Origin of the sequence: Chitinophaga varians (assembly GCF_012641275.1) — a bacterium.
Taxonomy (GTDB): domain Bacteria; phylum Bacteroidota; class Bacteroidia; order Chitinophagales; family Chitinophagaceae; genus Chitinophaga; species Chitinophaga varians_A.
Map to the genome: position 1 here is coordinate 174,998 of NZ_JABAIA010000001.1, position 20,706 is coordinate 195,703.

Annotated in this window: 14 protein-coding genes; 6 read left to right on the plus strand and 8 right to left on the minus strand. The window is 50.0% G+C overall.

What is annotated here, in order from left to right; all coding sequences use genetic code 11:
* Positions 1-755 precede the first annotated feature (755 nt).
* Genes HGH92_RS00665 through HGH92_RS00675 form a run of 3 tightly spaced genes read right to left on the minus strand, consistent with a single transcriptional unit; the run spans position 756 to position 8,186 of the window.
* The gene (locus tag HGH92_RS00665) at positions 756-3,515 is read right to left on the minus strand and encodes an alpha-L-rhamnosidase (protein WP_211092501.1); all 2,760 of its coding nucleotides are present in this window, start codon (positions 3,513-3,515) and stop codon (positions 756-758) included.
* 18 nt (positions 3,516-3,533) lie between these two features.
* Entirely contained in the window at positions 3,534-5,039 is a 1,506-nt protein-coding gene (locus tag HGH92_RS00670) for a RagB/SusD family nutrient uptake outer membrane protein (RefSeq protein WP_168868850.1), read from the minus strand.
* An 18-nt stretch (positions 5,040-5,057) separates the two neighbouring features.
* Positions 5,058-8,186, minus strand: coding sequence for a SusC/RagA family TonB-linked outer membrane protein (locus tag HGH92_RS00675; RefSeq protein ID WP_168868851.1), 3,129 nt, complete (start codon positions 8,184-8,186; stop codon positions 5,058-5,060).
* Between the two features lie 322 nt (positions 8,187-8,508).
* Between HGH92_RS00675 and HGH92_RS00680 the strand changes: the two genes are divergently transcribed.
* Positions 8,509-9,114: a hypothetical protein gene (locus HGH92_RS00680; RefSeq protein WP_168868852.1), complete on the plus strand. Its 606-nt coding sequence runs from the start codon at positions 8,509-8,511 to the stop codon at positions 9,112-9,114.
* 5 nt (positions 9,115-9,119) lie between these two features.
* Here HGH92_RS00680 and HGH92_RS00685 read toward each other — a convergent pair whose 3' ends face one another.
* Positions 9,120-9,485, minus strand: coding sequence for a winged helix-turn-helix transcriptional regulator (locus HGH92_RS00685; RefSeq protein ID WP_168868853.1), 366 nt, complete (start codon positions 9,483-9,485; stop codon positions 9,120-9,122).
* 81 nt (positions 9,486-9,566) lie between these two features.
* Here HGH92_RS00685 and HGH92_RS00690 point away from each other — a divergent pair, with 81 nt between their 5' ends.
* The 3 genes from HGH92_RS00690 to HGH92_RS00700 all read left to right on the plus strand — a co-directional run bounded on the left by HGH92_RS00690 (position 9,567) and on the right by HGH92_RS00700 (position 13,013).
* Complete coding sequence (locus HGH92_RS00690; RefSeq protein WP_168868854.1) at positions 9,567-10,043, plus strand: group II truncated hemoglobin; 477 nt, start codon at positions 9,567-9,569, stop codon at positions 10,041-10,043.
* 78 nt (positions 10,044-10,121) lie between these two features.
* Positions 10,122-11,654, plus strand: coding sequence for a sulfatase (locus HGH92_RS00695; protein ID WP_168868855.1), 1,533 nt, complete (start codon positions 10,122-10,124; stop codon positions 11,652-11,654).
* A 75-nt stretch (positions 11,655-11,729) separates the two neighbouring features.
* Positions 11,730-13,013 carry a hypothetical protein gene (locus tag HGH92_RS00700; protein WP_168868856.1) on the plus strand — a complete coding sequence of 428 codons (1,284 nt, stop codon included), beginning with the start codon at positions 11,730-11,732 and terminating at the stop codon, positions 13,011-13,013.
* Here the strand turns inward: HGH92_RS00700 and HGH92_RS00705 are convergent.
* Entirely contained in the window at positions 13,010-13,414 is a 405-nt protein-coding gene (locus HGH92_RS00705; protein ID WP_168868857.1) for an Hpt domain-containing protein, read from the minus strand. The genes HGH92_RS00700 and HGH92_RS00705 overlap by 4 nt on opposite strands.
* A gap of 161 nt (positions 13,415-13,575) precedes the next feature.
* On the opposite strand from HGH92_RS00705, the gene HGH92_RS00710 reads away from it, so the two are divergent.
* Positions 13,576-15,417 carry an ABC transporter ATP-binding protein gene (locus tag HGH92_RS00710; RefSeq protein WP_168868858.1) on the plus strand — a complete coding sequence of 614 codons (1,842 nt, stop codon included), beginning with the start codon at positions 13,576-13,578 and terminating at the stop codon, positions 15,415-15,417.
* A gap of 183 nt (positions 15,418-15,600) precedes the next feature.
* On the opposite strand, the gene HGH92_RS00715 is transcribed toward HGH92_RS00710, so the two are convergent.
* The 3 genes from HGH92_RS00715 to HGH92_RS00725 all read right to left on the minus strand — a co-directional run bounded on the left by HGH92_RS00715 (position 15,601) and on the right by HGH92_RS00725 (position 19,001).
* Complete coding sequence (locus tag HGH92_RS00715) at positions 15,601-16,395, minus strand: glycosyltransferase family 2 protein (protein WP_211092502.1); 795 nt, start codon at positions 16,393-16,395, stop codon at positions 15,601-15,603.
* A gap of 502 nt (positions 16,396-16,897) precedes the next feature.
* Positions 16,898-18,331: a DNA/RNA non-specific endonuclease gene (locus HGH92_RS00720; protein WP_168868859.1), complete on the minus strand. Its 1,434-nt coding sequence runs from the start codon at positions 18,329-18,331 to the stop codon at positions 16,898-16,900.
* A 253-nt stretch (positions 18,332-18,584) separates the two neighbouring features.
* A complete protein-coding gene (locus HGH92_RS00725) occupies positions 18,585-19,001 on the minus strand; it encodes a hypothetical protein (protein WP_168868860.1) in 417 nt (138 codons plus the stop codon).
* A gap of 193 nt (positions 19,002-19,194) precedes the next feature.
* On the opposite strand from HGH92_RS00725, the gene HGH92_RS00730 reads away from it, so the two are divergent.
* Positions 19,195-20,697 (plus strand): succinate CoA transferase, encoded by a 1,503-nt coding sequence (locus tag HGH92_RS00730; protein WP_168868861.1) that lies wholly within the window; start codon positions 19,195-19,197, stop codon positions 20,695-20,697.
* Positions 20,698-20,706 lie beyond the last annotated feature (9 nt).

Genomic DNA, 20,706 nt, shown 5'->3' on the forward strand with positions numbered 1-20,706 from the left:
GATGCTTAAAACACGGTTTAAAACCCCTTTGAATTCTGGTTACAGATCAAGTAAAACAATGACAGTTACGGTTTTCCAGCGTTCGTAGACGATGGTTGCCAGACTACAAACAGTCAGGCCTCTAATTAGCCACAAATACACCATAAATTAACTTTTTGGGACGTTTCGTTTATTTAGCAGCCCTATTATAGAACAGCCCCTAATTCGCCATGGTTATATAATTTACGTGCTTTTTATAATGTTGTAATTTGGACATTTCATTTCACCCCCTATATACTTATATTCATTATATATCGGACTTACATCCTACCGCATCCCTCTCCGCCTTCGGCCCTCTTTCTTCCGTCATCGGGCAACAGTTGCTTACCGGCGAAACTTACGCCATCAATGACATTCCCGCTACACGACGGCCTGATAAGAAAAAATTTCTGCGCAGCCTGAACTATGTAAAATATAGAAGGGCAACGCAGAATGCAATGTGCTGACCAGTGAATATGAAGCCCTTGTGGCCCGACTGGAAATGCTCAGGGATAAACATGGCGCACTACAATTTCTGGACATCTCCGCACATGACCACGAGATCATAGCGCAGAGCAATGGCCACTGGACACCTGCGGCCAGGGTAATTGTTCAGACGCTGAGATACAACCCAAAAACAAGCAAATCAATAACATCGACCATAACAGAAAATGCCCCCACTGGCAAAAGCCAATGGGGGCAATATTCACCGCTCCTATCTCCTCGCATCAGGAGTATTACAAATCATCCTGTATATCATAGTTCCCCGAAGGAATTTCATACACCGCATAACCATCTTCCATTCTTAAGAATTTCACGTCTTTGCTATCAGACATCGGCTTTCCTCCTTCCTTCACATTTTTGGCGTCTTTGGACGGTACATATACGGTGGCCTGCGTATTAACCGGAACGCTTATACGCCATTTAAAAGACTGGCCTGTTTTCTCCCAGTGGCTGCGTATCATACCATATCCTGAATAATAGGAAGCATCTACCTTTTTTAAATCCCCTGTCACCAATGGTTTCATGATGATATGCTTAAATCCTGGTACCGCAGGGTCGGGCTGTATAGCGCCGAGATTCTGATAATACCATACCACCAGGTCGCCCAGCAGCATCACATGATTACCGGAGTTCATGGCAGGATCGGCCGTATTGCCGTTCCATAGTTCCCATATAGTAGTGGCGCCTTCTTTGGCCATGTATCCCCAACTGGGATAAGTGGTATTCGTTGCCAGTTGGTAGGCGATATCTCCCCTGCCGTAGTTCGTGAGTGTGCGCATCAACCACTCCGCACCTACCAGGCCGGTGCTGATATGACCTTTGTAATCATTAAGCGTTTTATCCACAATGTGCTGGAACACCTTCTTCTGCCGGTTTTCCGGGGCCAGTTGATATGCCAGCGAGAAGATGTTGGCCGTTGGTGTGTTATTGGCATAATAACCGCCTTCCTCGTTCAAAAATTTCTTATTAAAAGCTGTCTTCACCTTTTCTTCCAGGCTTTTGAATGTGGCCACATCTCCGGTATTGCCGGTAATGGTAGCAAAACGTTCCATCAGGGTCAACAGATGATAGTAGAAAGACGTTCCCAGGAAATCACCGGCTGTCTTGCGTGCAGGGTCTTTGGAATGGATCAGTTCAGGGGACTCCGGCGGCATACACCAGTCGCCGTAAGTGTCTTTGGTCATAATATCATCCTTCATATACTTGTCTTTCATGTAAGCCATCCATTTTTTCATGGAAGCGTAGTGACGGCGGATAGGCTGATCGTCGCCATATTGTTCATACATCAGGTTGGCAATGATCAGGTAGGCAGCGGGCCAGGTCATGTTATCAGAATACAGGCGCCAGTAAGACGGTGCTACGTTAGGCACACTGCCTTCGGGTGTTTGAGCGTCTTCAATGTCCTGCAACCATTTCGCGTACAACAGGTGGTTGTCGAAAACAAAGCTTTCTCCCCTGGCGCCCACGGCGCGGTCTCCCAGCCAGCCCATGCGCTCATCGCGCTGCGGACAATCGGTAGGCATGCCACGATAGTTGCCCCGTATTCCCCAGTAAGCGTTTTTATAAATCTGATTGATCACTTCATTGGACGTTTCAAAATGACCGGTAGTGGCCATATCGTCATATACAACCCTTCCTTCAACTGCCCCAAGGTCGGGCTTTCCGGGATAACCGGTCACCTCTACATAACGGAAACCGTGGTACGTAAAACGTGGTTCCCAGTCTTCCATACCTTTTCCACTCAGTGTATACTTGTCCGTTACCTTTGCGGAGCGCAGGTTGGCCATATACAAAGTGCCATCGTCTTTCAGCCTTTCTGCAAAGCGCAGGGTTACCTGTGTACCCCTCTGGCCTTTCACTTTCAACCGCACCCACCCCACGAAATTCTGGCCCATATCATAGATAAACACGCCTGGCTTTACCTCTTTCACCTGCCGCGCCTTCACGGTGTCCATTACACGAATATTATTGTTCATCTGCGCTACCAGCAGCTCACCGGGTTTGGACACCAGTTGTACCGGCAACCAGGAAGCGGCATGGAAGCCGGGCTTGCTCCATCCCGGCATTTCTCTGGTGGCATCATATTCTTCGCCGTCATATTCATTGTTGGCGCCAACCGGGCCGGCCGCGGTCACCTTCCAGCTGTTGTCGGTAACAATTTTTTCTGTAGAGCCATCTTCATAAATCACATTCACCTGACAGATCATTTTAGGGTAACCGAAGTTGGTAATCGGCGGCAACCCTGAACCATTGCCTCTCATGGAGAAATAACGTCCATTTCCGAGGATGGCGCCAATGGCATTGTCTCCCTGCCGCAGTTGCGACGTCACATCATAGGTATTGTAAAACGTGCGTTTGTTATATTCTGTAGGGCCGGGAGCCAATACGTCTTTACCGGTTTTGCTGCCATTGATGTACAGTTCGTACAATCCCACCCCGCTGATATAGGCCGTTGCCTTTTTTATTTTTTTAGGGAGACGGAAATCTTTTCGCAGGTACCTGGCCGACAAACGGGTAAAGGTATCCGTGGGCCGGTCGCCCGCGAAAGCGCTGTCCAGGCCTATCCACACTGCCTGCCAGTCAGATGGCCGCAGCAGGCCCATAGACCACGATGCCGGCATGCTCCAGTCGGATTCTTTGCCGTCGCTGGTCCATACTTTCACTTTCCAGAAACAGGCATCACCGCTGCCCAGCGGTTTACCGGCGTAGACAACGCCGAGCGACTGGTCTGAGTTGATTTTACCGGAATTCCACAGGTCTGCTTTATCAGCTTTCAGGTTTGCCAGGGAAGAAGCCACCATCACCTGATAGGCCTGTTGCATCAGGTTGCGTTTATTGCTGGTGATCTCCCAGCTCAGCCGGGGCGTGGTGGCATCGATGCCGAGCGGGTTTTCACGGTATTCACAACGCAAACGGCTCAACGTTGGCTGGCCTGTTTGTGCGGTACAGGACACCGTAATAAACAATAACAAAAGAACAATCTGTCTGATCATGATAAAGGATTTTGAATACTATTGCGGGTTTTGAGTCAGGTTATCTAAGTTGATATCAGTCTGTGGAATGGGCAACAGCAATCGGTTCGTGGTCACCTGATAGGCGTTGCCTGGAATATAGTTTTTCTGTTGCTTCTCACGCAGGCCGTGAGCGTTCATAGTTTCCACCGCTTTACCGGTACGCACCAGATCGTACCAACGGTGGTTCTCAAAGGCCAGCTCCACTTGTCTTTCATGATACACCGCTTTCCGGAAGTCTTCCTGGCTGGCGATATTCAGCGCCGGGTCGGGGTTTCCGGCCGTCTTCCCTGGTAAACCGGCCCGCTGCCTCACCTGGTTCAACAAGTCAAAAGCTTCTCCATTGGGCACAAAAGCCTGTTCATTCAAACACTCTGCTATCATCAGCAGCACATCGGCATAGCGGAGCACCGGGAAGTTATCGTTGGTACGTCCAACCTCCGTATAGCCGTGGTTGTATTTTTTCACGTAGGGAATCGCCACAAATGCCCCATTGGCCGCCTTGTAGCCCTCCGCCATAGACACGTCCTTTCGCTTGTCGCCCGGCTCATAGGCGCTGATCATATCGGCTGTAGGGATATTCCATCCGGAACCACTGCCGTTGATGCTGGTCTTACTGTCACCGGTGACCGCACTGCCGGAAGTGTACGGCGCAAAGATGTACATAAACGTGCTGAACAGGCCTGTCTGCGCACCCAGGTATTGTATTTCGAAAATCGATTCCGGCCCGTTCTTTTTTCCCGGTTCAAAAATATCCGCATAATTAGGTACCAGGCTATAACCCAGCGTGGTCGCTTTTTTGAGGGCGGCCAGCGCCTCACTGTATTGGTGGCGGGTAAGGTACACCTTGCCAAGCAACGTATAGGCGGCGCCGGAAGTGGCCCGACCAATGGCGGCACCGGTATAGGCAGCCGGCAGTTTGGCAGCGGCATCGGTCAGATCAGCGATAATACGTGCATACACCTCATCCACCGACGCCCGCCCTTTCGACAGCGCACCACCGGGAGCTACCACGGAATGTTCCCGCAGCGGGACCCCACCAAACTGGCGCACCAGGTTAAAATAATGAAAAGCCCGCAGAAATTCTGCTTCCCCCGTATATTGGTCCTGCTTACCGGATGAAAATGATTTGATGTTGGGGATATTATCCAATACGTCGTTGGCCCTGGAGATACCGACATAACTGTTTTTCCAGAAATTGGTAATGCATTCGGCTGTAGCGCCCACCAGGAATTCATCCACGAACTCCCACTGCTCATGTCCCCTGTCGGCGGTATTGTACTGGAACGCGGTATTGTCGGAACGCATCTCTCCGAAAATCCAATAGCTCTCGGTACCTAACGGCTGCAGAATATTATAAGCCCCGTTGACCGCCTGTTCTATCTCTCCTTCTGACTTATAGAAAGCAGCACCGTTGATGGACGTTTCCGGGTTAAGGTCCAGGAAGCTTTTACCACAGCTGCATAAACATATGCTGATAACTAAAAAATATCGAACCCTTTTCATGAGACACATTTTTTTCTTTTAAAAAGACAGGTTAATGCCCAGTGTGTAAGTCCTTGCCAGTGGATAATTGGTAAAATCCTCTCCAGGCGTCAGCGCAGTGCTGGTGGCGTTGCCAGACACTGTTTTACGGCTCACTTCCGGGTTGGCGCCGGAATGACGGGTAAATGTGTGCAGGTTCTGCACGCTGGCGTATATACGTGCCCGTGAAATAAACCGCGTCCGTTGCAGCCAGGCTTTGTTCAGGTTATATCCCAGCGTGATATTCTGTATGCGCATAAACGACCCGTCTTCTACCCAGGAGGAGTTGACATCGCGGTAAATCACGCGGGCGCCGTTGGTGGTAGGTGTCTTACCATCGCCCGGATTTTGTGGAGAACGCCAGCGGTTCAACACACTTCTGTCTGTATTAAAGATCCCGTCAATGTTCTGCAGGTATTGATTGGCCGTTTTCAGCACCTGTCCGCCTTGTGCGCCTGTCAGCACAATCCCGAGATCAATGCCCTTAAAAGAAAAATTATTCGTCAGTCCCCATACAAATTTGGGATTGGGATCACCGATGATGGCAAAATCATTGACCGGCTCTATCACTCCGTTGCCATCCACGTCCCTGTATTTGATCGAACCCACGACGGAAGTAACATGTTTGGGCGATTTATTCAGATCGTCCTGATCTTTATAAATCCCTTCTACCACATAACCATAAAACAGCCCTACCGGCTTGCCCACTTCGGTGATATGGGTAAAAGAACCTTCACCGCTCCTGCCGCTGTAGATAGGGTCATTACGGTCATTCAGCGCCAGCACCTTGTTCCGGTTGAAGGCAATGTTCGCGTTGGTGGTCCAGGTGAAAGCACCGCTCATATTCTCACTGCTCACGCCCACTTCCAGACCGTGATTCTCCACCTTCCCGGCATTGATGATCACATTGGTGTAACCGGAAGACAAGGGTATCTCTGAATTATATAGCATGCCTTTGGTGAGACGTTTGTAATAATCCACGGTCACGCTTATACGATTACGGAAGAGCCCTATGTCTACCCCTGCGTCCAGCTGGGAAGACTCCTCCCAGGTAAGGTCCGGGTTACTGAGCGAGGAAGTGGCGCGGCCGCTGGCAATCTGATTGCCCAGCACGTAGTTGTTGGTCACTACGTTGGACATGTACGTATAGTTGCCGATGTTATAGTTGCCGGAAAGGCCGTAGCTCAGCCTCGCTTTCAGATCGCTGAGCCAGGAAACCTGCCTCAGGAATGGTTCTTCCGAGGCCCTCCAGGCGATGGCGGCGGAAGGAAAGGTGCCGTAGCGGGTGTTATACCCGAAACGGGAGGAGCCGTCGGAACGGACCGTAGCGGTGAACAGGTATTTGTCTTTGTAAGCGTAGTTCACCCGCCCCAGGTATGAGAGGATAGCCCACTCCTGCACGTCCTGAGAGTAGGACGGAATAGTGGCCGCAGCCCCGATGGGCTTTATCAGGTCGTCCGGATAATTGCTGGCATTGATCACGAGCACATCTTCGCGGGATTTCTGGGCGGTATAACCCAATACCACGTTCAGCGAGTGGTCCTTATGAAAAGTACGGTCATAGGTCAGCAACATCTCACCCAGCCAGTTCAGGCCATTGGCCTTCGATTGGGAAGAGTTGGGGATGCTGGGTGGCGGATTGTTCACGCCTCCCAGGAACGATGGATTAAAGACGAACGTAGAGCCGTTGCCGTAACTCACATTAAAACTGCCTTTTGCCTTCAGCCCGGGGATGATCTCATATTCCGCATAGGCGGTGGCCAGGCCGGTAAGTGATTTTATTTTAGTAGCGCCATATTCGAGGGAGTTGAGCGGATTAGCCGCGCTGAACATTCCCGGAGAACTGATATAAGGCGTGCGTGCGCCGTTTTTATCTGTCACCGGTATCAGCGGGCTTAACCAAAGGCTGCGGGTGAGCACATCAGTAAATCCGTTCTCAAAATCGTTGACGGCCTGCGTATGGTAAGTTGGCGCGAGGTTCAGCCCTATCTTTACCTTACGTCCGATATTACTTTCGATGTTAGCCCTGACCGTATACCGGTCGTAGCCTGTATAACGCAACACTCCGTCCTGTTTAAAATATCCAAAGGAAAAATAATACCGGGTATTTTCCGAACCCCCACTAACGCTGACAGTTGTATTATGCTGGGGCGCCTGGCGCAATACTGTATTGTACCAGCTGGTGCCTTCGCCATATTGTTCAGGGTTCCGGTACTCCTCGGGAATGTCCGCATCAGTGGCTGTCTGGCCGCGGGAAGCAAAATCATCAACGATAATATCTTTTCTGAACTGCGCAAACTCGCGCGCATTCAGCATTTGCGGCCTCCCTTTCTGCGGCACTTCCTGTATGCCGTAATAACTGTTTACCTGCACCAGCGGCTTACCCTTTTGGCCTCTTTTGGTGGTGACGATCGCTACGCCATTGGAACCGCGGCTGCCATAGATCGCCGTAGAGGATGCATCTTTCAGTACCGTGATGTTGTCAATATCATCCGGATTGATGAAGCCCAGCGGGCTTGCCTGTTGGCCGAAGCTGGCAGCTATCGGGAAGCCGTCTATGACAAAGAGGGGATCGCTGCTGGCGCCGAAGGAGCCGGAGCCACGGATTTTAATGGCAGCGCCGCCGCCGGGCGTACCGGAAACAGTGCTGACCTGTACGCCGGGTATCTGGCCGGTCAGTTTCTGGTCTACGCCAGCTACGGGCAGGTCCTGCATTTGTTTACTGCTCAGCGTTGCCACGGCGCCGGTGAGGTCTTTCTTCTGGCGGGCGCCATAGCCGATCACCACTACCTCGCTCAGGCCGGCCGTATTGGACGTCAGCAGTACGTTGATCACTGCCTGTGCTCCCACCACTACCCTCTTTTCTTCATAGCCGATAAAGCGGAAAGCCAGTGTTTCACCAGGTGATGCTGCGATATGAAAGGCGCCTTTGGCATCGGTTTGTGTGCCGATGGATTTCCCCACTACCTGCACTGTTACGCCGGTGAGGGCGCCAGAAGCAGAATCTGAAACGATGCCGGTAATCTGTTTCTGCTGGGCCAGCAGGAGCTGGCAGCACAGTAGCGGCAATAGGCCGCATAACCAGCCACGGCAATGCCATAGCCGTAGACGTGCGTAACGTTTAGACATAACGTGAAATCTTTTGTTGAACAATAAGTGTTTGACTATTGGATAATTTCAGGCACAACGGCTCCGGCACGGGCTACAGCCCCGTGTAACAGCAACGGTTATACGACACAGTATATTATTTCGGATGATGGCTATCGCAGCCCACTGGTTGATACGGTTAATGGCATCTCTGGCATAACGTGGAATTTTATCATGCAGTAATACGAAAGGTAAATTAGGGCAAATATCCCGGGCAACTATCCTGTCCCATGCTGAGACGGTTAAAAGCAACATACGGAGGCATAATTGTTGAAGCATTTCCCGTGTAACAATCTGTAGAATTATGCATCCGTCATTAGCAGCAAGCGGCCTCATTCCGGAGCAGCGTCAGGGAGGGCAGTCCAACACCAGCTACAGCCGGCATACGGCCAACCATGGGGCGTCCGTTGCATTATATGAAGCGGCACGGCGCAGATTGCTCGATGTAAACCAGTGGCAGCTGCTCACCGGTCCCCTCGGTGCCAGCTTCCAGCTCGTGAATACAAACGGGGAAGCAGTGGACCGTTTTGCCCATCAGGGAGATTATATCCGTATTAACCTCCCCGGACCGGGCAACCGTACCGGACAGGGTTTCGACTGGGTACAGGTAGAGCAGATCAGCAGCCAGGGCGATGCCTATACCGGCATGCGCGTACGTCCGTTACCGTTGCCCCACGGTGCAGACAGGGAAACAGCGCATTTCTTTAAACGCTACGCTACCAGTTCCTTTATTGTAGAGAAAAACGGACTGACAGTAAAAGCCAGTGTATATGGCAGAAATGAAATTCCCAATACAGGAGTCCGGGGATTGCTGGACAAAATCAGGAATTTATTCATCAGCATAGGCGCCATCCTGGGCCTGTCGAAAGCCCAGTGGGGCGGCCTGGTGAGAGGCATCATCGAAGGTTAAATGTCCTATTTATACAAATGCTGGTCCTGGATATAATCCACCCCTTGTTTCTTCAGGTACTCTACCCCCCACCCACTCATAAATTCGTATAGTGGTGCGAGTGATCTGCCTTCTTCCGACAAGGTATAATGAACACGGTAAGGTTTGTGCGATACAATGTTTTTCGTCACCAGTAAATCCCTTTCCAGTTCCTTCAGTTGCTGGCTAAGCATTTTTTCTGATATCCCCGGCAGGTTCTCCCGCAATTTAGCATAGCTGCTCTGCTCCTGCCAATGCAGGTGTGACAATATCAGCAGTTTCCATTTGCCGCCAATGAAGCCGAGGGTAACGTCCACCGGACAGGTATATGTTTTATCGTTGAGTGTGATCATGTCTCCCTACTTTTTGGTAAGCTATTGCTCCTGATACGCCGCTTGCATACATTTGAAAGCAATTTTCACTAAATTAACAAGATGACAAACGATAAAAAAATTCCCACCTTATATGAATGGGCCGGTGGTATGCCTGTGTTTGAAAAACTGACAGACATTTTCTACAAAAAAGTGCTGAAAGACCCGCTGCTGGAACCCGTTTTCAAACACATGAGCCCGGAGCACCAGCAGCATGTGGCCCATTTTATGGCGGAAGTATTGGGCGGCCCCAAAACATACAGTGACAGCGAGGGTTCCCATTATCACATGGTGCACAAACATCTGGGCAAACATCTCACCGAACAACACCGTAAAAGATGGGTAGAGCTGCTGCTGGAAACAGCTGATGAACTGGGCCTGCCGGCAGATCCGGAATTCCGCTCCGCCTTTGTAGGCTACCTCGAATGGGGAACCCGCATCGCAGTGATCAATTCACAGGAAGACAAACTGGAAATGGACAAGGAACAGCCCATGCCAAAATGGGGATGGGGAGAGACAGGCGGACCGTATATACCCTGATAATATCAAATTAATTACCTGGTAGCCCAAATAATAGATATCTTTATCTGCCACCATTCCTTTTTAAGCAGAACAGATATGAAAACAATGAAACGCCTCTCCTGGCTGTTGCTGGCACTTGTTAGCCAGACGGGCTTCAGCCAGCAGCAACCACAGAAGCAGCCAAACATCATCTTTATCTTCTCAGATGACCACGCCTACCAGGCTATCAGCGCTTATGGCAGCAAACTGGCACAGACGCCCAACATTGACCGCATTGCCCGCCAGGGAGTGCTGTTCCGCAACGCGCTGGTGACCAACTCCATCTGCGGCCCCAGCAGGGCCACCCTATTGACAGGCAAGTACAGCCACATCAACGGCTATACGCTGAATGAAAAGAAATTTAACGTCGGTCAGCAACTGTTCCCGAAACTGCTGCAACAAAACGGCTACCAGACAGCGTGGATTGGCAAATGGCACCTCGGCAACCTGCCGGAAGGATTTGACTTCTGGCGTATCCTCAATAATCAGGGGCAATATTATAATCCGGATTTCATCGGGCCCCGGGATACTGCCCGCGTGGAAGGTTATGTGACCAATCTGATTACCCAATTCTCCGTTGACTGGCTCAATCATCGCGACACGTCCAAACCCTTCTTCCTGGTAGTAGGCGAAAAAGCCACACACCGCGAATGGCTGCCCGATATCCAGGACCTCGGCGCATATGATGACAAAACATTTCCGCTGCCGGCCACTTTCCGCGACACCTACAAAAATCGCATAGCCGCGCAGAACCAGGACATGACCATCGACAAGACCATGCGCCTGAAAGAAGACCTGAAAGTACACGTCAACTACGAAAAAGGTATCTATGGCCGGTTTACGCCAGCACAAAAAGAAGCGTTCAAAGCATACTATGAAGGAAAAGTCAGCAAAGAATTCGACGAGAAAAAACTGAGCGGCGATGCACTCGTGGAATGGAAATACCAGCGTTACCTGAAAGACTACCTCTCTACCGCCCGCTCGCTCGACCGCAACATCGGCGAGCTGCTCGATTACCTCGATAAAAACGGCCTCGCAGAAAATACCGTCGTTATCTACGCATCTGATCAGGGCTTCTACATGGGCGAACACGGTTGGTTCGACAAACGTTTTATGTATGAAGAATCCCTCCGCACACCATTTATCATCAAATATCCTGGTGTTACAAAACCAGGCACCACAGTGAATCAGCTGATGCTGAACATCGACTGGGCACCGACCATCCTGCAGATGGCCGGCGTACCGGTACCGGCAGACATACAGGGAACTTCCTTCCTGCCATTGCTGGAACAAAACCCCAACAAAGCGGCATGGAGAAAAGCAGCTTATTATCACTATTACGAGTTCCCCGAACCGCACCATGTATATCCTCACTTTGGTGTGCGCACCGAACAATATACACTGGTACGCTTCTACGGGGCCGGCGACAGCTGGGAACTGTATGACCTGAAGAAAGACCCGCAACAGGTGAATAACATCTATGGCAACAAAGGCACGGAAAAAATTACCGCCGGCCTCAAAGCCACACTGAAAAAACTAATCCTTCAATACAACGACCAGGAAGCATTGAAAATACTGGAGTCCCACTGATCCTCCCACCTGTCACGCAAAGTATATGCCTTTGCGTGACAGGTCCTTCCATGGAAAAAACCGTATCTTCGGCCCATGAAGAATCCCCCTGCCTGGCAGTTTAACATCGCTGACCAAAAACGAGGCATCTGGAGTTTTGCAGCAACCATGCTGGCCTTCTTCGGCACTGTAGTACCCGGCCTCCTGCTTGACCTGAATATTGGCATTATCATCACCGCCATGCTGGCCGTCGTGTTTACTGTTCTCTTTCTTACCCTGAGATGGACATGGAGAAAAGAAGCCCTCACGTTGTTTCCCGACCGTATTGAGTCTGCCCTGTATGGCACCATCTATTTCACCGATATCCGTAAAATATCCCGGCCCTGGGGAGCCATGAGCCCCGCCATCAGGCTCCGGCTGAAAGACAGGCGTGTTTCCTGGAGCATGGTCCGCAGCAATCGCGCGCTGATACAAAACACGCCGGAAGAGGTGATGCTCTTTGAAGACTTCCTGCAGCAACTGGAAACAGCAATGAACAAACAGGGGCCCCAACACGTCAGGCCTCAGTTCAAAGCCGATGATACCAATACCCATGTAACACCGGCCGAACAGTTAAGTCAAATCAACCGTTCCCGCAATAACAACGCCGGCCTCATCATAGGCGCTACCATTGTCATAGTAATACTAATGGGCGTAGGCACCTGTGTCACCCGTTCACGGAACCCGGATTTTAAACGCATGAAAGCCGCTTCAGAAGAGCGTTTCTACAGGGGTAAACAAAAAGTGGAAGAGCTGGTGGCCCAACGAATGGAGAAAGAAGGAGGCGCTTTCCTTTATACTAACGATCACGCAGCAACGATCAAATTGTTCCCTTATATCAATACAGACAATCCGCTGAATATTGAGCTGTTTCAGTATACCGGGGCCAACAAAGATATTGATGCCATCCTCGCTAACCCCGACTCGGTGCAACTGGACATCTATGTTATCAGCGGGGATTCCGCAGTCCGCAGGATGAGGCCCGGTACTTCCGCCCGGCAGTTTTTTTTCCGTGCCTATGATCCCAAACAACGGATACGCCCGGCCAATGTGCTGCCCAATGATACAACACGCCAGGAAAGCTATCCTGTGCTGGATATAAGCTGGCGGGTACCGCTACAGGACACCACCAATATGCTGTATGCCATGGACCGGAGTATTCCCGGCATGGACCTCATGCTTGCCCAGGTAAGGCTGCGCCCCACCTTTTACCTGTATATGACGGGCAAAGTGAACCAAGGCATGAACGAGCCGGCTTTCAGGGAGGCGGTCATTACGTTGAACAAGCTGTTGCACCGCAACCATGTAGACACCAGTACGTTTGTTATCCGCCGGATTTAAGGCTCCCGCGATTGCAGGAAAGCCTGGAGCCTTTCAAACTCCAGCCGCACCGGCTGCATCGCCTGCCGGATATCGGTGCTGATTTCCCCGAAAAGCTGTGCTATCGTATCGGGACTGCCAGCCATACTGCAACATTCCAGTCGCTCCGAGGTGGACTGGACGCCCGTAAGCCCTACAATACCGGTAAAAGCCCTCAGCTGGTGCGCATAATATTTGACCTGCTCCCGGTTGTTTTCTGCAATTGCATTGCCCAGTTGCGCTATCCGGGCACCGATCTCTGAAAGGAACCCCTCAAACATATCAAAAGCGTACGAAGGCTGATGCTGGTAAAGTCTTTGCAGATACGCGACATCCAACGCCTGATGGCGGAATTCAAAAGAAATGGCGGGTACTTTTTTCATAAGGGGTATTTTGGGGGAAGATGACTATTATAAAGATACCTATTTGCCCTTAAATTCTTTGTCAATTCCGGGCAAAACACTTAATTTTGCCCGCTGTGAGAGAAGCCGCATCAGCTTTGCTTTGATGCGGCTTTCTTTATAGATAGTTATTATACAGTGATATGAAGACATACTTCCGACTCTTAGCTTTTGCCAAACCTATTAACAAATTCGCTATTCCCTATATACTCTGTACGCTGCTGTCGATTATCTTCAGCACCCTGAACCTGGCGCTGCTGGCTCCACTGCTGGCTACCATTTTCAGTAACGTAAAAGAGGTCCCGGCAAAACCTCAAAACTGGTTCGATATCTTCGCGGTTTTTAACTACTATACGGCCTTTGTTTTTAACAAGTATGGCGCGATACAAACACTCCGTTTCGTATGTGGCTGTATTGTGGCGTCTGTATTGCTGGGCAACCTGTTCCGGTACTTTGCAGACAAAATCATGGAAAGCCTGCGTATCCATACCCTCCTGAACCTGAGAAAGGCTGTTTTCAACAACGTCATGGACCTCCACCTGGGATATTTCAGCAATGAACGCAAAGGGGACATCATCTCTAAAATCGCCAGCGACGTTCAGACCGTACAATATACTGTGACCGGCACTCTGCAGGTGATCTTCAAAGAACCGGTGGCCCTGCTGTTTTACCTGGTAATGTTGTTTATCATCTCCTACAAATTGACGCTGGCCTCCATGCTGATCATACCTGTAGCGGGCTTTCTCATTTCCAGGATTGTTAAGAAGCTGAAACAGCATGCGGAGGAAGCCCATCGTACCTACGGCCTGATGATCAGCTACCTGGACGAAGCCCTCCACGGCATCCGCATCATTAAAGCCTTCAACGCGGTGAAATTCACCACCGACCGTTTCAATAACGAAAATGTCCGCTACTCTAAAATTGGCCGCGCCATGGCCAGCAGGCAGCAACTGGCCTCGCCGGTGTCTGAAACACTGGGCGTAATGATGGTGGCCGGTATCGTATTGTATGGTGGCACCCTCGTACTGTCCAACCAGGGTGATCTCAGCGCGGCGGCCTTTATCGCCTATATTGCCCTGTTCTCCCAGGTGATGAGACCCGCCAAGGCCATCTCCACTTCCTTTAGCAACATTCACTCCGGCGTGGCCGCTGGTGAAAGGGTACTGGAACTGATCGATGAGAAACCAGCCATCGTGGATGCCCCCGATGCTACTGTCATCACCGGCTTTGAAAAAGATATTGAATTCAGAAATGTGTCTTTTGCCTACGGCGAAAAAACCATTCTCAAAAATATTAACCTGATCGTACCAAAAGGCAAGACAGTCGCGCTGGTAGGCCCTTCCGGCGGCGGTAAGTCCACCATGATGGACCTTATCCCCCGTTTTATAGAGCCACAGTCCGGCAGTATCCTTATCGATGGCCGTCCGCTGCAAAGCGTGACCATGGAGTCTTTACGCGCGCAATTGGGCCTGGTCAACCAGGAGTCGATCCTTTTCAACGACAGCATCTTCAATAATATCGCTTTCGGCAAGCCTGATGCTTCACCCGAAGCAGTAGAGGCAGCTGCCCGTATCGCCAATGCCCACGACTTTATTATGGGCACGGCCGAAGGTTATCAGACCAATATCGGCGATAAAGGCTCCAAACTTTCCGGTGGCCAAAGGCAACGTATCTGTATCGCCCGTGCTGTACTGAACAATCCGCCGGTCATGCTGCTGGACGAAGCCACTTCCGCCCTTGATACAGAGTCTGAAAAAATGGTGCAGGATGCGCTCAATAACCTCATGAAGCACCGTACTTCCCTTGTTATCGCCCACCGCCTCAGTACCATTCAGAATGCCGACCTCATCGTTGTGCTGGAAGACGGACAGATCGTGGAGCAGGGCTCACACCTCGACCTGATCGCCAGCAATGGCCTCTATAAAAAACTCATCGATATGCAGACTTTCGCCTCCGGTAAGGAAGATGCAGTAACAGAAGCATAAATAGATTAAAAACATTTACATATTAATATGGCCATATATATTATGGTTATTACCAAAAAGGCGCTATCAATATGATAGCGCCTTTTTCATTTGGGGGAAATAAAACAGGGGCTTGCTAAAGAAAAGCAAGCCCCTTAAGTATATTAACCTGTGGACAATCGTAGATGTCCCCGAATGATAATGTTAGTGATGATAACCGTTAGTACAATAGGTGATCCCCTTTTTTAACGTGTCCAGGTAAACCCTGTAGTTAACGTTCTCATGCACCCGGTCATTGAGAGGATGGTGCAGATGATAACAAACCGCTTTCATCTTTACCTTTTTCTGGCTCAGGCCGGAGTTAATAAACCGTGCGGCCAGTTCGATATCCTCATGGCCCCACCCTTTTAGTTCATTATTATAGCCATTCACACGCAGAAAGTCCTTCTTCCAATAAGCGCAGTTAGCACCGATAAAATTATTGGAACGTTTGCTTTTCTTAATCAGTAACGGCGCGAGGAGCGGAATACGAACACCGTTAAACCGGTTCTTTATACCACGGCCAAATATCGTCACATTGCCGAATTCACCGGAGCGCAGGAAATAACGGGTCTTGTCTTCCGGCAGCAATACACGGCTGCCACGGATATAATACCCTTCTTCCGCTTCATTGATATGGTCCCTGATAAAGTTCTCATTCAGTACAATATCACCGTCTATCTGTATAATATAGTCAGATTCTGTACCGGAGATAGCCTGGTTGATGATGATGGTTTTTCGGAACCCGTCGTCCGGATGCCAAAAATGTTTTACCGGAATAGTAGTGCTCCGCTTGAACGTTTCAATGACATACCTGGTAGTGTCGCCTGATCCGTCATCTGCGATGATTACCTCATTCGGCAAAACAGTTTGCCTCAGCACACTTTCAAGAACGAGCTTTAACGCTTCTGGCCAATTGTAGGTCGTAATTAATAAGGCCACGGACATCCTATCACCCATATAATCTGAACTTATATAATTTTTATTATTTTTTAACGCTGTTTTTCGCCGAGCACCAGCTGATACCTGTCTGGTATAACGCCTGTCTTCTTACGTTTATTACAGCTGCACTCTCCCCCTGCCTAAGGCATTAGAAGCAATGGGTGCTGCAATCAGTGAAAAGTGTAGGTCTTTGTCAGTTTCAAACTATGCTCGTTATCTCACCAATCATTCTCTATTGTTAGCTAACGAATTAAGGTCTTCAAATGTTACACATACATAAATACAAAAGGTTAAAATTCTTCAATAAAGTAAAATACTGTATGGCCAGGTGACAATTAGCGTATTTTTTACCTTTATATTTTACTCTGTTAAAGCGATAAAAACATTATCCCGCTAAAAATATGTCAATTTTATGCAATTTATAATTAATTATTACAACGTCCAATATTTTTTTATGCCGTTCCTTTTACCGGTTTTCCGTTAGCGGGATTTTAACCCTGCAACATTCATGCTAACCTCATTATTCACCGGTATCTATCTTCTTCACCAACTCCTGCCGCACCGCCGCCGGCACATTGGACAATAGCCTGTAACCAGTAGCTTTTTCAATCTCTTCCACAGAAGTTAGGTATGCAGACCACTTCGTGTTCACTTCATTGTCATTAGGCGTATTAACGGCAATCACACGCGTCTGCCGGGACACCCGCTTCAGGTCATTGTTACCCTCCGGCAACACCACGATCACCTTCCAAATCCGTGCAGGCACATTCACACGGCTGCCGGCAATTCTTCTCGACATGCCCTTGCTACCGGCACCACCACTGCCATAACTGCCCATGATCACATATACCTCGTTGCCGTCTTTCACCAGCGAACGGGTATACCCCTCCAAATTGGACCATAGATGCTGGTTGTGATTAGGCGCCTGAGGAATCATATTCGTCATCAGGAAAGTAGCCTCATTGGCATCCCGCGAAGCGGTCCGGTCACCCGAAGGACAGTTATGCCCCCGGTCAAACCCACTGCCACTATAGCTGAACTGCGTCACCTGGAACCAGCCCTGCGGAATATCCGCATCAGGCCTGAAATCATTGCCTCTGGCCATACGCCCCAGATCACTGGCAGAGACATGCCAGCTTACCCAGTTAGGTGTACCATTATCGCGGTTGTAGGACAAGGTATAGTAACCTTTATCCATCAGGTAGTTGTTGGGCATCACCATGGCAGGCGTGGCATTGCTGGGATTGCCCAGCAAAAGGTTGTCATCATCTCCACCTACGGCCCCTTCCCCTTTCTCCGGCTTCACCACCGGCGCTTCTTTGCCGCCTGCGCTTACCCGGATGGCGTCTATATTAAGACGGCTCCCGCTTTTGTCCGTTTTCCGTATCCGGAAACGGATAGTGGACGAGGTGGTAGCGGTGAAACTAACTGTCTGCAAACTGTTGGAGCTCACCTCCACGGTATTGCCTACTTTGGTAAAACGCTGTCCACGGTTCACGGATGCCCATAATTCCCAGGCGCCTTCTTTGTCCTTGCCATACAACGCATACTTCATGCTAACCGTTACGGTGCCATTCACCACGATATCAAAATCCATAGTGGCCATCCCGTTATCACGGATACGCAACGCCTGCGCGCCCGTTTTATGGTCTTCGTCCAGACTGCCGGTCACGGCATCTTTGAACTCCCAGCTGCCGCTGGACAGTTCCACGTTTTCTGAATTGTAATTGGTCTTGCTGCCTTTTTCGAAATCTTCCTGTAACAGGTATTTGTTGGTCTTCTTTTTAGCATGCGATTTCGAGGCAGTCTTCCGTGGAGGTTCTGTTTCCTTTCTTCCGGCTATCTTCCGGGAGCAGGTAGTCACAGCAAAAGTGACAAGCATCAGTATAACGGCTACGGCTAAACTATTATTCGTTTTTTTCTTCTTCGGTGTCTTCTTCTTTGGCTTTGGCATAGGGCCGCGAAGATAATAAAGAAGATGTTTCTCGCAAAGGTGCCAGCCGGCAAAGAAGGTAAAGATTTTTTCAAGATAAATAGCTCGCAAACGTACCAGACAGCAAAGAGCGCTGTGTGTATGTTTTAAATAAAAAAACAAAGGAGCGAATATCGGATTTGACATTCGCTCCTTTGCTTTTTTTGCTCACTGACATCATTCTTTGTGTGCGTTGCTCCCTGGTGCCTTTGCGAGGCCCCTTTACGGAAAGAAACTAGAAAAACAACTGCGACAACACGTTGGTCGCATCATTGGTTTTCGGCTTCAGCCCCAGGAATTTGGTGTACTGGGCCGCTGTCAGCAACAATTTGAGTTTGGAGAAAAGACCGCCTTGCAGGCCGGCAAACTTGGAGGCATAAGACGCAGGATTGCTCTGCTGCAAGGGAAGAATACCCGCTTTCTGCTTCAGGAAACCGGTCACCAGGTCAGTCACTTTCGGTTTCTGTACTTCCGTCAGCCCCAGGGCCGGCGTGAGCTTCGACAGAATACTACCGGCTACTCCGCTGTAATTGGCCAAAGGATTCTGTACACTCCCGGCCGTCTTTTTTGCCTGGTCCAGTATACTCTGCGCCTGCACGGAGGCAGCAGTAAAAAAGCAAACACATAACAAAGAGAGGAACACTTTTTTCATGTTGCAGGATGGTTTATGTAATGGAAATGAAGTGACAGTCTACACACTATAAATATAACGATAAAAACAGTGCTCCGGATTGGCCGGAACAAATAAAAGTTTGTCCCGGATGCACCAACCAGCCACCTGAAACCGTCCTAATATTGTACCCGCAATCAGCAAGCTACATTTGCCTTTGCCACATTCCTGCACCATGTACGAAGAACGCATCAAGAGAAGAGACTTACTACAGAAGATCACCAGTGCCGAACAAGCTGCCACGTTGTTTAAAGACCGGATGGTCGTGGCCTCCAGCGGTTTTACCAAAGCGGGGGACAGCAAAGCGGTATTAAAGGCACTGGCATCAACAGCTCCTGCTAAACCTCTCAGAATAACGCTGCTCACAGGCGCCTCACTGGGTCACGACACAGACGGGGCCCTGGCTGAAGCAGGCATACTGCACAAACGCATGCCCTTCCAGGTAGATCCTGCGTTACGCAAAAAAATCAACAACGGTGAAGTTCTCTTTATTGACCAGCATCTCGGCGAAAGCGCCTCCTTTGTGGAAGAGAAAATCATTCCCCGCGTAGACATCGCCGTCATCGAAGCATTGCTGATAGAGGAAGACGGCAGCATCGTACCAACAACTTCTGTCGGCAACTCCGCGGCATTTGCAGCTGCGGCAGACAAGATCATCATTGAAATAAACCTTTCGGTGCCCCTTTCCCTGTACGGGGTACATGACATTTTCTCTGCCGGCATATGGCCTGACAAACAAATCATTCCTATCACCCATGCCGGCGCCCGCGTAGGGCGGCAGTCCATCCCGGTTGACCCGGAGAAAATTGTGGCGGTAGTTCTGACCACTACCACCGACAGCCCGGCATCTATCAATGAAAGAGATGAAAAAACCACCGCCATCGCCGGCCATCTGCTGGAGTTCTTTTCACATGAAATCAGCAAAGGCAGGCTGCCACAGTCACTCCGGCCATTACAGTCGGGTATCGGCAAAGTAGCCAATGCGGTCATGGAAGGCTTTATGGATGGCAATTTCCATCATCTCACCATGTACTCAGAAGTGATACAGGACAGCGCTTTTAACCTGATTGACGCAGGTAAACTGGAAGTAGCGTCCGCCTCTTCCATTACGGTGTCCCAGGCTTGCTACAACAGGGTTTTCAACAACTTCGATAAATACAAACCGCATATTGTCCTGCGGCCACAGGACATCAGCAATGCCGCGGAGGTCATCCGCCGGCTGGGCGTCATCAGCATCAATACGGCCATTGAATGCGACATCTACGGTAATGTCAATTCCACTCACATCGGCGGCACCGCCATGATGAACGGGATCGGCGGCTCCAATGATTTCGCGCGCAACGCATACCTGAGCATATTTGTAACACAGTCATCTTCCAAAGCCGGCGGCATTTCGCACATTGTTCCAATGGCTTCCCATATAGACAATACTGAACATGATGTAGATATTATAGTGACAGAGAACGGTCTGGCCGATTTACGGGGACTAGCCCCCCGGGAAAGGGCAGGACTGATCATATCCAAATGCGCGCATGCCAGCTACAAGGACGAACTGAATAACTATTTTACCAATGCCTGCAGCCATGGAGGCCACACCCCTCACCTGCTGCAGGAGGCACTTAGCTGGCATAGCCGCTTTAACGAAAACGGGACCATGCTTAGAACTGTTCATGTATAGTGTGTGTGA

What these genes read in the sequence shown, in the direction of transcription:
- HGH92_RS00670 (WP_168868850.1), bottom strand. Translation starts at nt 5,039, where the DNA reads ATGAAAAGGGTTCGATATTTTTTAGTTATCAGCATATGTTTATGCAGC.
- HGH92_RS00705 (WP_168868857.1), bottom strand. Translation starts at nt 13,414, where the DNA reads ATGAAAAAAGTACCCGCCATTTCTTTTGAATTCCGCCATCAGGCGTTG.
- HGH92_RS00715 (WP_211092502.1), bottom strand. Translation starts at nt 16,395, where the DNA reads ATGGGTGATAGGATGTCCGTGGCCTTATTAATTACGACCTACAATTGG.
- HGH92_RS00725 (WP_168868860.1), bottom strand. Translation starts at nt 19,001, where the DNA reads ATGAAAAAAGTGTTCCTCTCTTTGTTATGTGTTTGCTTTTTTACTGCT.
- HGH92_RS00665 (WP_211092501.1), bottom strand. Translation starts at nt 3,515, where the DNA reads ATGATCAGACAGATTGTTCTTTTGTTATTGTTTATTACGGTGTCCTGT.
- HGH92_RS00695 (WP_168868855.1), top strand. Translation starts at nt 10,122, where the DNA reads ATGAAAACAATGAAACGCCTCTCCTGGCTGTTGCTGGCACTTGTTAGC.
- HGH92_RS00730 (WP_168868861.1), top strand. Translation starts at nt 19,195, where the DNA reads ATGTACGAAGAACGCATCAAGAGAAGAGACTTACTACAGAAGATCACC.
- HGH92_RS00690 (WP_168868854.1), top strand. Translation starts at nt 9,567, where the DNA reads ATGACAAACGATAAAAAAATTCCCACCTTATATGAATGGGCCGGTGGT.
- HGH92_RS00675 (WP_168868851.1), bottom strand. Translation starts at nt 8,186, where the DNA reads ATGTCTAAACGTTACGCACGTCTACGGCTATGGCATTGCCGTGGCTGG.
- HGH92_RS00680 (WP_168868852.1), top strand. Translation starts at nt 8,509, where the DNA reads ATGCATCCGTCATTAGCAGCAAGCGGCCTCATTCCGGAGCAGCGTCAG.
- HGH92_RS00720 (WP_168868859.1), bottom strand. Translation starts at nt 18,331, where the DNA reads ATGCCAAAGCCAAAGAAGAAGACACCGAAGAAGAAAAAAACGAATAAT.
- HGH92_RS00685 (WP_168868853.1), bottom strand. Translation starts at nt 9,485, where the DNA reads ATGATCACACTCAACGATAAAACATATACCTGTCCGGTGGACGTTACC.
- HGH92_RS00700 (WP_168868856.1), top strand. Translation starts at nt 11,730, where the DNA reads ATGAAGAATCCCCCTGCCTGGCAGTTTAACATCGCTGACCAAAAACGA.
- HGH92_RS00710 (WP_168868858.1), top strand. Translation starts at nt 13,576, where the DNA reads ATGAAGACATACTTCCGACTCTTAGCTTTTGCCAAACCTATTAACAAA.